The 16,310-nt window shown below is 31.9% G+C and carries 13 protein-coding genes; 2 read left to right on the top strand and 11 right to left on the bottom strand.

All coding sequences use genetic code 11. The features are described 5' to 3' along the window. Positions 1-47: 47 nt before the first annotated feature. The 3 genes from ACQUQZ_RS14125 to ACQUQZ_RS14135 are packed head-to-tail and all read right to left on the bottom strand — an operon-like array spanning position 48 to position 3,692. Positions 48-2,489: a heavy metal translocating P-type ATPase gene (locus tag ACQUQZ_RS14125; protein WP_435355647.1), complete on the bottom strand. Its 2,442-nt coding sequence runs from the start codon at positions 2,487-2,489 to the stop codon at positions 48-50. Beyond that, complete coding sequence (locus ACQUQZ_RS14130; protein ID WP_435355648.1) at positions 2,486-2,860, bottom strand: hypothetical protein; 375 nt, start codon at positions 2,858-2,860, stop codon at positions 2,486-2,488. Before ACQUQZ_RS14130 ends, ACQUQZ_RS14125 begins: the two co-directional genes overlap by 4 nt. 19 nt (positions 2,861-2,879) lie before the next feature. Then, positions 2,880-3,692, bottom strand: coding sequence for a universal stress protein (locus ACQUQZ_RS14135; RefSeq protein ID WP_435355649.1), 813 nt, complete (start codon positions 3,690-3,692; stop codon positions 2,880-2,882). A gap of 204 nt (positions 3,693-3,896) precedes the next feature. Here ACQUQZ_RS14135 and ACQUQZ_RS14140 point away from each other — a divergent pair, with 204 nt between their 5' ends. Both ACQUQZ_RS14140 and ACQUQZ_RS14145 read left to right on the top strand, forming a co-directional pair. Further along, entirely contained in the window at positions 3,897-5,120 is a 1,224-nt protein-coding gene (locus ACQUQZ_RS14140) for an ATP-binding protein (protein ID WP_435355650.1), read from the top strand. Between the two features lie 5 nt (positions 5,121-5,125). Then, positions 5,126-6,184 carry a response regulator gene (locus ACQUQZ_RS14145; RefSeq protein ID WP_435355651.1) on the top strand — a complete coding sequence of 353 codons (1,059 nt, stop codon included), beginning with the start codon at positions 5,126-5,128 and terminating at the stop codon, positions 6,182-6,184. 45 nt (positions 6,185-6,229) lie between these two features. Here the strand turns inward: ACQUQZ_RS14145 and ACQUQZ_RS14150 are convergent, their stop codons facing one another. The 8 genes from ACQUQZ_RS14150 to ACQUQZ_RS14185 all read right to left on the bottom strand — a co-directional run bounded on the left by ACQUQZ_RS14150 (position 6,230) and on the right by ACQUQZ_RS14185 (position 16,231). Then, a complete protein-coding gene (locus ACQUQZ_RS14150) occupies positions 6,230-6,850 on the bottom strand; it encodes an NADPH-dependent F420 reductase (protein WP_435355652.1) in 621 nt (206 codons plus the stop codon). Positions 6,851-7,069: 219 nt separating this feature from the next. Further along, positions 7,070-8,479, bottom strand: coding sequence for an amidohydrolase family protein (locus ACQUQZ_RS14155; RefSeq protein ID WP_435355653.1), 1,410 nt, complete (start codon positions 8,477-8,479; stop codon positions 7,070-7,072). A gap of 97 nt (positions 8,480-8,576) precedes the next feature. Beyond that, entirely contained in the window at positions 8,577-12,803 is a 4,227-nt protein-coding gene (locus ACQUQZ_RS14160; protein ID WP_435355654.1) for a 3-coathanger stack domain-containing protein, read from the bottom strand. A 67-nt stretch (positions 12,804-12,870) separates the two neighbouring features. Next, the gene (locus tag ACQUQZ_RS14165) at positions 12,871-13,053 is read right to left on the bottom strand and encodes a hypothetical protein (RefSeq protein WP_435355655.1); all 183 of its coding nucleotides are present in this window, start codon (positions 13,051-13,053) and stop codon (positions 12,871-12,873) included. 64 nt (positions 13,054-13,117) lie between these two features. Continuing rightward, positions 13,118-13,666, bottom strand: coding sequence for a DinB family protein (locus tag ACQUQZ_RS14170; RefSeq protein WP_435355656.1), 549 nt, complete (start codon positions 13,664-13,666; stop codon positions 13,118-13,120). Positions 13,667-13,753: 87 nt separating this feature from the next. Further along, positions 13,754-14,338 (bottom strand): Crp/Fnr family transcriptional regulator, encoded by a 585-nt coding sequence (locus ACQUQZ_RS14175; RefSeq protein WP_435355657.1) that lies wholly within the window; start codon positions 14,336-14,338, stop codon positions 13,754-13,756. Between the two features lies 1 nt (position 14,339). After that, positions 14,340-14,984, bottom strand: a complete 645-nt coding sequence (locus tag ACQUQZ_RS14180; protein WP_435355658.1) for an HNH endonuclease — start codon at positions 14,982-14,984, stop codon at positions 14,340-14,342. Positions 14,985-14,986: 2 nt separating this feature from the next. Continuing rightward, positions 14,987-16,231: an AAA family ATPase gene (locus tag ACQUQZ_RS14185; RefSeq protein WP_435355659.1), complete on the bottom strand. Its 1,245-nt coding sequence runs from the start codon at positions 16,229-16,231 to the stop codon at positions 14,987-14,989. Positions 16,232-16,310: the final 79 nt, after the last annotated feature.

Consider the following 16,310-nt stretch of genomic DNA (forward strand, 5'->3'; position numbering starts at 1 on the left):
TTATGGAACAAGTTTGAAATCGGACCGCCGACTCTGTTGTTCTACTATTATAATTTTCTAAAATAAGCAAATAAATGCGTTAAACCAACAGCAAAAAGTACTACTGAAAGCGAACTCAAAGGCATAAAAATGGCAGCTAAAACAGGTGAGAGTTGCCCCGTGACTGCCCACCCAATACCGATAAAATTATAAACTAAAGACAAAATAAAACTGGCTTTTACTATATTGAGTGAGGTTTTGCTAAATTTCAAAAAATCTGATAATTGACTAAATTTTGAAGCATCCAAAATAGCATCGCAAGCAGGTGAAAATACTTTAATATCTTCACTAATAGCAATCCCAACATCACTTTGTCGTAAAGCTCCAGCATCATTCAAGCCATCGCCAATCATCAAAACATGGTTTCCTGCTTTCTGTTCTTTGCTAATAAAATTAAGTTTATCTTGTGGTTTTTGCTTAAAGAATAGGGAGTTTTTTTGAAAATAAGGAGCCAATTTTTCTCTATCTGCATCATTATCTCCAGATAGTAAAAACAATCGAAATTGTTTATTCAATTTTGTCAAGGTATTTTGCCAATTCGTGCGGTAAGCAGTTTGTATAACAAAATATCCAATATAAAGTCCATTAATTTCAATTAAAGCATGCGTATGATTGATTTCTTGCAACTTATTAGCTGATTGAATAAATCCTCTTTTCCCAATTCTAACTAAATTTCCGTCAATACTTGCTTCAATACCTTCTCCTTGAAATTCTTGGAAATAATCAATTCTAAGAGGTGAAAAATCTTGTAAAGTGATAGATTTTGCAATCATTTTACTCAAAGGGTGCATTGATTGAGAGCAAAGTGTTTTTACTAATTTTTGTTCAAATTCACTAAGATTAGCTGTGCCAACGAATTGGATTTTTTCTGAATTACTTTCAGTTAAAGTGCCTGTTTTATCAAAAACAATTTCATTTACTTCATTCAATAATTGAATCACACCTTGATTTTTTACATAAAATTTATTCCTTCCAAAGATTGCCATTGTAGCCGACATTGTAAATGGCATTGAAAGTGTCAATGCACAAGGGCATGCTACCATTAAAACAGCTGTCACCGAATTCCAAAATAGACTTGGTTCAACAAATGCCCAATAAATACCAGCAAATGAAGCAATCAGAAACGTAATGATTGTAAAGTATTTACTAAATAGGTTCGCTAATTCGGTCGTTGGCATTACTTTTTCTTTGAGGAAAGCTTCATTGTTCCAAAGTTGAGTTAAATAACTTTGCGAAACAGGTTTTTGTACCACCAGTTCGATTCCCTCCCCTATTTGTCGTCCACCTGCATAAATCATTTCGCCTACTTTTTTGCTCACAGGATCGGTTTCGCCTGTGACAAAACTGTAGTCAATCATGGCTTTACCTTTACTAATGAGAGCATCTGCAGGAATTAATTCTTGGTGATGGATGAAAATTGTGTCACCTTTTTTAAGCTCCATTACATTCAAAAAACGCTCAGATTGGTCTCTCAAAACTTTTACAGCTAAAGGAAAGTATGATTTGTAGTTTCGTTCAAAAGAAAGATAATTATAGGTTATTTGCTGCATCCATTTTCCAACCAAAAGGAAAAAAATTAAACCTGCTAAACTATCATAATAACCAGAAGAATGGTTGATAAAAGTTTCGTAAATGCTTCTTCCATAAAGTGTTATAATAGCTACTGCAATCGGAATATCAACACTAAAAACATTGGTTGTTTTGTTAATGTTTTCACGAATCGAAATGTAAGCTCCATTCAAATAGTCATAAGCTCCATAGAAAAAAACTGGTAAGGAAAGAACAAAATTGAAGTATAAAAAGAACTTTTGATACGTTGCGTCTATGTTGTTTTTGAGATCAAGATGAAAATACTCTGGAAAACTCATCATCATGATATTTCCCATACAGAATCCTACAACACCAATTTTTAAAATAAGAGAACGTTGCTGAGCATTAACTTTTTGTGGTTTTGTTGTACTTTCTAAATTAAGTAATGGTTCATATCCAAGCGTTGCCAAAAGTTCAACAATTTCTTGAAGACCGACTTCGGCTGGATTATAACTGAGTGACAATTCTTTTTTCAAAAAATTCAAACGTGAAGTAATAACACCTTTTCTAATTTTATTGAAATTTTCTAATAACCAAACACACGAACTGCAATGTACAGCAGGAATATAAAATGTCACTTTCGATAAGTTATCCGACTGATAATCAAGCAATTGAGAAACAATAACATTATCATTTAGGTAACTATACTTACCTTCAAAGTTCTTTGCTTTTAGGCTTATTCCAGCATTTGAGTTCAGATCATAATAGCCACAAAGGTTATTATCTTGTAAAATTTCATAGACAGTTTGGCAACCATGACAACAAAAATGTTTATCTTCAACCGTAATTGACTCATCGGCACATTCATCGCCACAGTGATAACAAAGTAGTTTTTCTTCAATCTCTATTGTATGATTCATATTACCATTCTTTTAGTCTCAATATTCATAAAATCATTCATTTCTTTACCTAAACCGTTTTGTCTTTCGAGCGACCAATAATTTGTAAAGGATGATTCGAGCCATGTTTTACCAGATTTTCTGAATATTGATATTTGTAAACCCATATTTTCCCAAAACAACTCTTCCACTTGTATTACCTTCATTTCTGGGGTAATAAAAAAATTCTCCACTATTTTTTTATTGACTATATCCTTCAATAGACGTCGGTTATTAACCGCACCCATTTCTTCACCTTTATAATAAATTTCGAGGCGTAAAAATGGATAAATACTATTGAATTGTTTTATCAAGTCTGATGCTGTCATGTTGACATCTACAAATAGTTCCATAGGATATACTTTTAAAAAATCAAACGACAGCTAAAATTGGAATCTCATCATTGAAAGCTAGACGCTCGGTATTACTTTCGGTAAAAATTCTTTCAAAGAAATTGTGCTTTTTAGGAAATGTAATGATCAAATCAGCATGGTTATCTTTGGCAAATTTTAAAGCTAACTTCTTAAAATTATCACCCTCAATTACCGAAAATGTGTGAGGCACATTCTTTAACATTTCTCTCACTTTCAGTCCATTAGCTTTTGCTTCAGCAGATTCTTCAGCAATCGTAATGATATTCACTGCCGCATCAAAATCTCGCAATAAACTGACAGCTTTCTGCAAGCTTTGTGTATTAAGTTCATAGAAAAAATCAAGTCCTAAAACAGCATTACTAAAAAAGGAATACTTAGTTTTGGGTGGTACCAATAAAATTGGGGTTTTGGTTTGATGAATCATTGCAGTGGCAATACTACCAAAATACTTAGCTCCTACAGGAGCATCACCCACACTACCCATTACTAATAAATCAGCTTGGGATTCTTCCAACATTTGCTTCAAAACATCAATGACCAAACCTTCTTTTACTTGTAATTCAATATCTAATTTTTCAGAAAACTTTTTAAGCAATCTTGTTTTCAGACGTTTCATTACAAACAAACTATGTTTTTGTAATTCCTTCGAAGTAATAGATACTTCACTCAACTCAGATTCATAAGGTAAAATGTATCTAAAGGCATGAAAAATTACTAACTTTGCCTTAGCTTTGATAGCAATTTGAGCAGCTGTTAAAGCTGCTTTTCGTGATCCTTTCGAAAAATCAGTTGCAAAGACTATAGTTTTCATTGAAATATTGATTTTTGTGTTCATTTTCAACCGTACAAATTTTGCCTATTTTGAGGTTGATTATTATGACTTTTGTCATATATTGATATGATATTGAACGAGTGAAGCATTTTAAAAATCATATTCACGCTTCTTTATCAACTTATTTTGAAAATCCTGATTAATGTCATATTTTAGCTTATCATCATTTTACTAACTTGCCCAATGATTGTAACCAATATTTCAATTGCTGAAAATGACATGCTGAATCAAGTAGAGGCGATATTTCAATATGCCACTGAAGCTATTCTTATCACCGATAATCAGGGTAAAATTATTAGAGTAAATCCAAGTACAGAAGTGATGTTTGGATATAATGCAAGCGAGTTTATTAATCAAACCATCGAGATGTTGATTCCTAATCGTTTGAAGGAAAGGCATATGAATCATCGAACAAGCTTTCAAAGCAACCCTCACGCTCGATCGATGGGGGCAAATTTTGATTTATTTGCCAAACGAAAAGACAATAGTGAATTCCCGGTTGAAGTGAGTTTAAGTCCATATACCAATAGTCAAGGAAGTTTTGTTATTGCTTTTATCATTGACATTAGTATCAGAAAAAAAGCAGAAAACCAATTGATTGCGTATAAATCAGAGCTTGAAAGAGAAGTTGAGGAACGCACGATGATTTTGAAAGAAGCGATTCAAAAATTAGAACAAACCAAAGATGAACTTGATAATTCATTGAAAAGAGAGCGTGAAGTTAATTCGATGAAATCAAGATTTATTTCGATTGCTTCACATGAGTTTCGCACACCTTTGGCAACGGTATTATCTTCGCTTTCTTTAGTTGAAAAATATTCTGACCTAAAAGAAGACGAAAAACGCAACAAACATATCAATCGAATAAAATCATCGGTTAGAAACCTGACTGAAATTTTGAATGATTTTCTTTCTTTGAATAAACTCGAAGAGGGTAAAGTTATGCTCAATATCGAACAATTTAATTTGCATGACTTGATTGATGGAATCAGGCAAGAATTACAAGGTATTGCCAAAAAGAGTCAAAGAATCGAACTTTCATGTGCCGATAATGGCAACTGTATGGTGACTCTTGATAAAACATTAATCCGAAACATTCTCATCAATTTGGTTTCCAATGCCATAAAATTTTCGCCAGAGGAAAGTACCATCAATATTGATGTAAAATTAGACGAAAATACATTAATTATCAGTGTAAAAGATCGAGGGATAGGCATTCCTGAAGCAGATCAAAAACATTTATTTGAACGTTTTTTTAGGTCGAGAAACGCTGGTGAAATTCAAGGAACTGGACTTGGTTTAAGTATTGTTGCACATTATATAAATTTACTCAAAGGTACCATTCAATTTGAAAGTAAGGAAAATGAAGGTACCACATTTTATATCCATTTACACCGAAATTTTTAAGAATAATGAAGAAAATATTACTTATAGAAGATAATACAGAAATTCGTGAAAATACCGCTGAAATACTTGATTTGGCTGATTATGAGGTAATTACTGCCGAAAATGGAAGAGTCGGTGTAGAAAAAGCCCATCTTGAAAAACCTGATTTAATCATTTGCGACATCATGATGCCGATTATGGATGGCTATAGTGTGCTTCATTTGCTCTCAAAAACGCCCGATACTGCCAATATTCCATTTATTTTCCTAACAGCTAAAGCCGACCGTTCTGATTTTAGAAAAGGAATGGAAATGGGAGCAGATGATTATATCACGAAGCCTTTTGATGATGTTGAACTACTCAATGCCATTGAAAGTCGTCTAAAAAAAGTTGAATTATTACAAAAAAACTATTCGAAAGACTTAACTGGTCTTGATGAGCTAATTAGTGATGCAGGTGGTGACCAAGAGCTAAAAAAACTACTTGAAAGCCGTGAAGTAAGAAATTATAAAAAGAAAAGTGAGATTTATCGTGAAGGAGATTATCCACTCTATTTGTTTTGTGTGGTAAAAGGAAAAATCAAAACTTTCAAAACAAATGATGATGGAAAAGAATTGATTATCAATATTTACGATAAAAACGATTATCTTGGATATGTTGATTTATTGCAAGAAAGCAATTATAATGAATCGGCAGCGGCAATGGAAGATTGTGAAATATGCTTGATTCCAAAGAATGATTTTTATAATTTGGTGCTTCGTAATCGCCAAGTTGCACAAAAATTCATTCAATTACTTTCAAAAAATATCAAAACCAACGAAGACCAATTATTAAAGTTAGCATATAATTCGGTAAGAAAACGTATTTCTGAGGCATTACTAAAATTCTATAGCCATTTAACCAAAGAAGGTACGCCTACAAATCAAATGAAGATAAGCCGTGAAGATTTATCGAATGTGGCAGGAACTTCACTCGAAACAGCCATCCGTACCCTTTCTGACTTTAAAGATGAAAAATTAATCGAAATCGAGTCTGGGAAAATTACAATTTTAGATTTGGACAAATTAAAAAGATTGAAGAATTAAATAAAATTGAAGGAATGATGATTTTATTATCTTTCCTTCAAAAGTTTATTGTCTTTTTAAAAGTTTGAAGCCAATCTCACGGCCTTGTCCTTGAAACATTGCCAAGTTAATCCAAAAGAAAGCAAACTGTTCCATCAATTGAAATTTATCATTTCCACCAATGCTATAACAATTGGCAAAGCCTGCATCTAATGCCAATTGTTGGGCAATTTTCTTGCCTTTTTCTGAATCTCCTGCCACAAAAGCATCAATGGCAATATCTCCATAATTGGGTTCGAGCATATTATTGAAACCCGTTGTATTAAAACATTTTACAACATCTCTTGAATTTGTATTTGCCAAAATAGCATCGGTTGTATTTGAAAATCCAAGAGGGCCACGCCCCATCACAATATTCATGCTATCAATAATTACTTTATCAGTGGTGTCGCCCAAAGATTTTACGACTTCCACCGCCAAAGGAGCTGGTGTTGCGATTAAAACCACATCCGATTGAATGACAGCCTCTTGAATTGTATAAACTGAAGTATTCGGATTAATGAGCAATTCCTTGCCCTTAAAGTTTTGTACATCTCGCACTCCCAATAAAATTTGATGACCTGCATTGGCCCATTTAGTTGCCAAAGCTCCGCCTACATTGCCCGTCCCAATAATTGCTATTTTCATTTTCTCATTTGATTGATTCAATACTTCTAAAACGCCTAAAAATGTGCATTAGTTTCTGGCTTAACAAGGAAAGTCATTGAATTAAATAATTATTTTGGCTATTAATGGAAAAAGGATAAATTAATAGATTTGACAATTGGTATCCTGAAATTTTTTGACGGTATTTTGGGAATTCAAAACTTAGTTTAGTCCACATATTGCTAAGTGAATTAAAAAAAATTACTCTTTAACTGTCAATAGAGCATCTAATTGTTTTCTATCCATTAATTTCCCATGTACAACTAAAGCATGAATTTGTTGAGTTGCCGAAATATTGAGAAGTGGATTTTCATTCAAAATCAAAATATCTGCTTTTTTACCAATAGAAATACTTCCGTATTGATCAGATTTATTCAAAAACTCAGGGCCATTAATGATTGAAGCTTGTAATGCTTGCAAAGGTGTAAGTCCATTCTTGACCATTAATTCCAATTCTTGGTGTAATCCTAAACCTGGATAATCAAAACTATTCAAATAACCAGCATCAGTTCCTGCCAAAATTTTCACACCCGAACGCCACAACAATGGCAGTAAAGAAGCTGCTTTTTCGATGGTTCTATGACGAATTTCAATTGCTTCTTTTGTGTCTTTAGCGGCTCTTTGTACTCTCCAATCATAAGTTTTACGTAAACCAGGCCCAATATATTTCAAAAAAGCATCATTTTTATGATCATTTACATCCAAAAATGCAGTAGCATAACTTATTGATAATGTGGGAGTTACGGCAGTTTTGTTTTTGGCTAAAATTTTGAATGTCGCTTCCGCAGTGGCTTCATCAAATTCATTGATTGCTTTTAATGACAATTCACGAGCAGGGAGTATGCCATTAGCAACTTGTTCGGTTAATTCTTTTTCATTTTTTAAACCTGCTCTTAATAAATAAGAAATATGTTCGATGCTACTCAAGCCCGCTTCACTCACCTGTCCAATCGTAAAAACTGGAGGAATATGAGCTGAAGTTTTATAACCTCTTCTACCTGCTTCTTTGATACTTCCCAAATATATTTCGGGCTTGATTGTATTATCGGTAATTTTTACAAAATCAACTTTAATTTTTTGTAATGAATCCAGAGCTTTATTTACTTCATCCATTGTCCCCACTTCAATATCGCCTTGCCAAATAGATTTATAACCCTCCAACTTAGGGCCAGAAGTAAAAATCGTTGGCCCTAAAAGTTTGCCTTCGTTCACTCCTTTTCGCCATTCCAATACACTTGGTGTAATATCGGCCGCAGCATCTCGCACCGCAGTAATTCCATTGGCGATATAAAGATTGAGTAAATCTTTATTTTCTTGAATCAAACTATCTCCTCCACCAAAATGTACGTGCATATCCCATAATGCTGGCATAACAAATTTACCTTTGGCAGAAATCGTTTGTTTTGCTTTATATTTTGATAATGTATTTGCCGTGCCAACATTAATAATTTCTCCATTTTTTACTGCAATTACCTGATTATCAGCAACTTTTCCTGTGCTAATATTGATAATACTTGCATCTTTTATAAGTAAATCAACTGTATTTGTTTGAGCAAATGCGGTAGCTTGTAAAAGCGTTATTATCAGTGCTGTGAATGTATATTTTCTCATAAGACTTTTATTGTAGATTCACAAATATGTATGAAAAATTAGCAAAATCAAACAAAAGATTGCTTACAAATTCCATTCTTTGTATTAAAGTAAAAATTTAGTTGCACCCATTCATTTCAGCAGTGAATACTGCATTATTCTCAACTTTAAAGCCCGGTTCTAATAATATAGATTTACCTCCTTTGTATCTGATATTTATATTCTGGTCAATCCTTGCATTGCTTCTAATTTCATACGCTTTAAATATCCTATTTTCGTTATGTATCAAGCTAAATTGTTTTATTTGAGGACAATTCAAAGTTACATTTAAACTACCTGAAGAACTACCCACACAAAATTTATCACGAATACTACTGATGGAATAACTAAAATCTTGTACGGGTGTAAATACAGTTTGTAATGAGTTGTTCAATAAATTTATGATAGTCTGACCATTATTATAGGTAATATTAAATGGAGGAACTCCTGTTAAGTTTGCATTTAGTGTAACAGTTTCTCCTTCATTAATTCTATATGAACCCAAAAGATGTACATTTGGCCGAGCTTTTACTACTATATTTGAAACACTTGATGCACCATATTCAACAGGTGATGTCGAGCGAAACCTAATCCTATAACCTTCACCTGTTGGTAGATTTTCAGGAAGTATTATTGTAAAATTATTGCCACTTTGGGTATAAGCCAAATCAGTAAAATTTAACCCCGTAGAATCTGACAATTGTGGAATAAATTGATTATCAGGGTAGAAATAACCTTGTGAAGTCAAAGAAACTGGAAGAGTCTCAGCACCTACACATTTTATAGGCAAATTGCCATTATTTATATTAATGTTAGCATAAATTCTATTTGAATATCCTGTCAAATAATTCACTTTTAATTTCCCTTCTAAAATTTGATTTGAGCAGCTTCCCGCAAGCGTTCTTAAAGATGTTATAAATACTTCCGAAGGGGCTTGATTTGACACTAAGCTACCAAGTTTAAAACCATCTTCATTAATTGTTATTTTTCTATAATCATATACTGGGAATGAGATATAGTCAGATATATTGAGTGTAATATCATAAAAATTATATCCGTCTTTAAGTTCAAACGGAACATAAAAGGGGTCGTTATAATATTTATCAATAGTGCCACTAATAATTCTTGCCTTACCTGTATCTCCATATTCAAGACCCCAATATATAGTCTTAGTAAATACCCCATCAGCCGATTCATAACCCAAGCTATATGTCCCAAGCGGAATATTTATAGGCAAAATAGTAGAAAACCAGCCATCAAGTTGATTTACTTGTCCAATGTAATATTTATTTGTACTATTAAAAATATAAAATTTTATGACTGTACCAACTGGAAAAGAATTCAAAACTTCATACGTAAAACTTAGAGGATTCTGATTGTTTTTACACGGAGGGGTATTTATATGTGTTGAAATCAATTGTGGAACAAATTTAACCTTAACGGTATCTGTTACATTGACAAAACCACAGTCTGAATAAGCATTTGTAACTGTGAAAACTTCGTCTTTGTACAATGTCATTGTCTGATTCAATATTCCATAAGGATTATAAAAATTATAAAAAAAATTGGGTGATTCTGGAGTTGTGGTTAAAGTTAAGTAAAAGGGGTATGTAGCTGCCGAAACATTATTACCAAGTGAAGTTGTGAGTCTATAGTTTTCTTCATATTTTTTTATGAGTTCTGTAAAGTTCCTACTCAAAATATCAGTCACTCGATTTTGTTCATCAATTTTTACAAGTCTGATATAACAATACGTACCATTTACACTTGCTGAATTTAACTCGGCCCAAATCTCATCAGAGTATTGAGCCTTTGTCGTAAGAGTTGTCCAAGTACCACTACCTGGATTTGAGAATTGAACCGCTAAATTTATTGGCAATGAATAGTCTCCATAGAAAAAATACTTTAAACGTATCAATGTTTTACCTTTATTACAGCTTGCTTGAATATCATTAACATAACATAAATAGGGTCGATAATTTATTTTGAGTGTTTTATTGAAAACTTGATTAACACAGCCATTAGATACTTGTGCAATAGTGATGACTGTATCCTTTGTGAAAGAGATTGGCACATCTAATGGAATTATTTGATTAGAAGTATTTTTAAAAGTGCCTCCATGTCCATAAAAAACTACAGGAGAATAGCTATTCACAGTTACTGTATCAAACGAAACGTTGTAAGCTCCATATTGCACATTTTTCATGCTTATATTTGCCAAAATAGGTTTTTCTTGAACGCCTAAATCTCTCCATAAAGAATAGATTTCAGGAGAAGTTGATTTTATTCTAATTAGCGGACTATTTATTACCGAACTTAAGGTTGAAATAATAAACCGTTGATTGGCCGAAATTTCTATACTTGGGATGTAAGGCTCAGAAAATTCTATAAAAAACTTATTATTTGCATTAAAAACTCCATTTTTTATCCAATCAAGCCAAATGGTATCTCCAACACAATAATATTTTTTCTTCAATGGAGCAAACAATATTGCTACTCCTGATGGATTGGTATTACTAACATTATAACTTCCTGCCACTGTCCCATTACCACATTGATTCCAAGATTTTATTGGAAAATATGTTCCACTTTGATAAGCCATCGAACGGATAAATCCAACATTTTCTCGGCCAGTTTCAATATTTTCTTCAAGTGGATATGTCCTACCATCTGACATCTCAACCCACCCAATATGTGAATTTGTGGTGTAGTTGGCCACATAAGATGTTGGTGAAATCACATAGGTTGAATTGACAAAACTGACATTGGGAGGTTCTAAAATCCGAATAGGGTTTGGATAGATAATGCCTTCAGTATTGGGGTTATCTATCACAACTGAAATATAATACGCTGGCTTAGTATTTAAAGTTGCATTTACTGGTACTGTGAATTTGATTGTGTTTTCCGACACCCATGTAGCGTTTAATTCCTCAAAAGTTGAATAATAATACTTCCTATTTGAAAATGATTCAGTTGTAGCATATTTCCCCAATCTCACTTTATAATTGTATGATGAAGAAAGTACTTGATTTGAACTTAGCTTCAGAATAAAATCTTGTCCTCTACATAAAACTTCATTTGAAATTGATTCGATTTTTATGCTTGGTTTCACATTTACTTGTATTCCTCCTGTCATTTTGCTTACACATGATGTAGATAAGTCGGCACTAAAAGCACCTGATAAATAATACATCCCAGACTCCTTTGGAAAATTATATTTTAGTTCTCGTTGTTGATTAATTTCTAACTTAACTTTACTGTTTAAGTATAAATTTAAATATTCATAATTAAAATTATTCTGAAATGGGGCATTAAAACCTGTAATCAAGAAACTTTCCCCGTATTTTACGTCATACGTTCCAGTTATAGAATATGTGGGCGTATCTTTAATTTTTATCGGTATGGTTGCTAAAAGTTCACTTTCAACAACTCTTACCTGTAAAGTATAATCACCAGCTTGTTGATACTCAGGAATATCAATAATTAATTGCTGCTTATTTCTTGAAAAATTGAGTCCACTACTTTGCCCATTCGTATTTGTTAAATCTACTAAGAAACTTATCCCTGTTTCGGGCAAGGTATTGTCGGTTTGTAAGTCAACCACAAACTTATTGCCAGTGCACACATATTCTGTTTGTTCAGTTTTGTGAAGTTTAAAACGTTCGCTATTAACTTTTAAGCTATACCCAAATAAAATATTAGTTGTGCCACAAAAATTGGAGGCCTTCTTAATTCCATAAACACCAGTAGTATTCATTATTTCGCGATAGCTGTAAATTCGAGTACCTCCTCCCCCAGCACTTAAAAGCTTCATCCCAGATGTAGTTTCAATATTAACATCTGTATTCGTATAAATCCTAAAGGGTAATTCTACGATATCATTTTTATTAAAAATCCCACTTTCAATCGCTGTTTTTTGCTCATAAAGATAGGCATAACTGGGTTTGCTATAAATCGGCAAATCGCCCACATATCGGGTATTTGCAGGATTTGTTGAACGCATCTTTACAGTCACATAATTATGATATTGATACACACTCATTGGATAGGTAAAACTTATTTTTTTGTTCACGACCTGCACCGCTTGAGAATAAACCAATCTATTGGAGCCATCAATACTGTAAAATTCAATAAAAAACTGATTATCATTGGCAAATTCGCCTTCGATAGTTGTAGAAACTGTTTTAATGGAATCAACACAAGTGGAAAAGATTTCACTACCTAAGTATATATTTTGACTTTGTACTTTTGAAGATAGAAGAGATAAAAAAATAATTAAAAAAGCGTAGTGTATATGTTTTTTCATCGAATAATATAAGTTGTTTGATTCTGCTTTTTTATTTGCTAAAATAATATGACTTTACTTAAATTATTTACTGAGCCACCACTAAAAAACTTTCATTTTTAACCACAATTACTTGATTATCAGCAACTTTATCTTTATAGATATTGATGATACTTGCAACTTTTATAAGTAAATCAACTGATTTTGTTTGTACAAAAAAGATAACTTGTAAAAGCGTAATTAACAGTGCGGTTAATGTAAATTTCTTCATGATCAACTTTCAAGTAGATTCGCAAATATGTATGAAAAAATATAAAAATCAAACAAAAAATTACTTACAAATTGAAATTAGCTTGCTGAATATGGCGTTCATTGTGCATTACCAAAAACTGTAAAGCATCGCCCAAATGTAATTTCAAAAATTGAGCAATTGAAATCGGAATCTTGATTTTTTGAACATCTTTTGATCGAGCAATTCGTAAAATTTTCAATAATCTTTCTTGCTGATTGATAAATTCACTTACCACAGCTTTGGCATCCAAATTACTTGCAGGAATATGTCCTTTGAAAGCTTTAAATTTTTTCTTACTTTTAGATAAGTCCATGGAATCAATGGCTTTTGTACCTAACCATGAACTTTTGATAATTTTATTTCCTAAATTTTCTGAGCTTCCTGCTAAACCACTTTCAAATAAAGGCAAATAATATTGTCCATAAGAATTAAGATGTTCAAGGCATTGAGCAATGCTCCAACCTCCTGACAATGAAGGTTTTAACAAATTTTCATCTGAAAGATTTTGAAAAATTCGAATGGTTATTTGTAAATGTTTTTCTACTTGATTTTCTAAATTTTCAAGTAAGGAGAGTTTATCGATTGTCTGCATTTGTTATATTTTTTTAAGAGTTAAATAACAATTTCGATTGCAAAATTGATCGATAAAATTTTAGAAAATCTTGGTAAAAACCAATCTTTATATCTTGATATTATTTATAAGTTTGCTAAAATTACTTGCATCAATGCCGATATAATTTGCCAAATATTTATGCGGAACAAGTTGCAAAATATGCGGACTACGAAATAACAATTGCTTGAATTTTTCTTCAGAAGAATAGCATTGCAGCTCAATTATTCTTTCTAAAACACCTGAAAATGCACTTGTAAGACCTTTTCTTAACAAAAGTTCGATGGCAGGATTGGTTTGGGTCAAAACCTCAATTTGCTGAAATGAAGCACGCAAAAAATTGGAAGGGCTGAGAGTTTCGTAGTAAAATCTTGAAGGTTTTTGATTCATCATTGAATCTAAAACACCTGCAAAGTTACCTGTATATGAAAACAACAAGGTAGCTTCACGGTTTTGCTCATCTGAATAATACATTCTTTGTAAACCATCAACTACAAAGTATAAATATTTTTCTGTCGTTCCTATGTGAGTCAAAATTTCTTTTCTTTTTGCAGAAAAAGGCTTAAATAAAGCATAAAATGCCTCAAAATCTTTTTCATTTAATGGATGAATGTGATTGATGGTTTTTTGGAGGAGAAGTTTGGAAGCTGTCATATTAAATACCAATTTTCCTCAATAACAATTTAAACATCAAAGAAAATGAACTATCATTATTAGCAAATTGAAGTAATTTCTCTTTTTCGTCAATAGTCAAAGAACTTCTTTTCTGCTTAATTTGTAAGTCTTTAATTTTGAGAAGAACATTGTAAAAATCAGTTAGTTTTCTTGAACGTAATAGGTCTAATTGAATTGTATCTAACTTATATTTCTGAATGGTTTTTGCCCCAATATTACTATTACCTCTCGCCTTTATGCACTCTTTTTCAAAATACAAGTGTTTTTCAATTACTTCATCAGCATCAAAACAAGCATCCAAAGCATCTTTAACTGAAATACTTTTATTGGGTAGTTTATTATTACAATTAGTACAAGAAAGATACAAATTATCCCAATTATAAGCCAATTCTCTTCTTTCGTCAACTTCAATAAAATGGTCAATTTCACTTGGAACACCCTTTAACTTTTGCTCACAATAAAAGCATTTATGAAAACTCATCGAATTTAAAGTAGCGAGTATATCAGGATGCCTGTATTTTGAACTGTCAGGTCTTTTATTGGTAGATGAGAGAAATTGAGAAGTCCAATGCTGCTCCTTCTCTACTAATATTTGTGGTTTTGGTAGCCTATTTATATATCTCATCTTTATCCCGCAATACTTTCCAAGAGTTTATTAACATCAAAATATGAAAAATATTCGGGGTTTATCTCCTTTAATTTTTCTTCAAGTTTATGAGATTTTTCTAAATCCCCAGCTTCAATTGCTATCTTTCTTTCTTCAATTAATTTAGAAATTGTTTCGTTAAATGAAAGTGTTTCAAAAATCGGTGAACTTAGAATTTCTTCAATTGGCATATTTGCATACAAATCAGTTTCATCAACAACTACAGAGTGGTCTTTCATTGATTTACAAACATACACTCTTGCATTTTCAACCGAGGAAACAATAAAGGGAGAGTGAGTTGTAACAATAATTTGCAAATTAGGGAAGATTTCTAATATTGATTTAAGAAAAGTCTTCTGCCATTTCGGGTGTAAATGATTTTCGGCTTCGTCAATTAGGAGTAAACCTGGCGTTATAAGCATTTCTTCTAATTTCAAATTATTCAGTGTGTAAACCGAATACATCTGACCCAAAAGAGTAACTAATCTTTGAATAAGATACAAATTACCACTACTTAATTTATCTAAAGAAACCTCAAATCCATTTTGAGAAACAATTGGCATTAAAGTTTTTCGTTCAACATATCTAAACTCTCCTTCAAATAAACTTAGTTTGATTATCTTTTTGAGTGTTTCAAATAAGAACTCGCCTTCTTTTTTTTCTTTAGGATTATCACTACTTTTTAAATAATCAAAGTAGGTTATTATTTTTAATACTTCAACATTAGATTGTTCTCCATCTAATGAACCTATTAAATAATTCTTAGGGTCTAAAGCTGTTAAACTTTTCAATTCTAATTTTTCATTACTTATTTTTGAAGTCCAATAGTTTGTAATCCAAATATCCTTCCCTTTATTTGTATCACTAAACTTAAATCCAAAATCATCACCAAATATAGTATTCCTATTTCTTCTTGCTGAAATTTCGTTTTGTTTAAATTTTGTATCGTCTGAAGTGATTGTATCTGAAAATAGTCTAATGGGGAGTTGACCATTATTCAAAAATAAATCAATTTGAAAGTCTTCTTTTTCTCTAACAATATTTCTTTGAAGTTTACTAGATAATCCCAATATTATTGCCCTAATAGCATCCAAAACAATAGTCTTTCCAGTCCCATTTTCACCAGTAATAATTGTTACAGGAGTTTTATCACTGCTTCCTATAAAATCAAGATTTGCTTCTAAAAATGGTCCAATATTTTTTAAATAAAGACTTTCTATTCTCATAATTTCAAAATTTTTATAAGCAAAACTAATAATAAATAAGTAAATTAGATTAAAAACAAAAAAATAGTTAGCCCATAAT

This window comes from Emticicia sp. SJ17W-69 (assembly GCF_051209875.1).
GTDB lineage: Bacteria > Bacteroidota > Bacteroidia > Cytophagales > Spirosomataceae > Emticicia.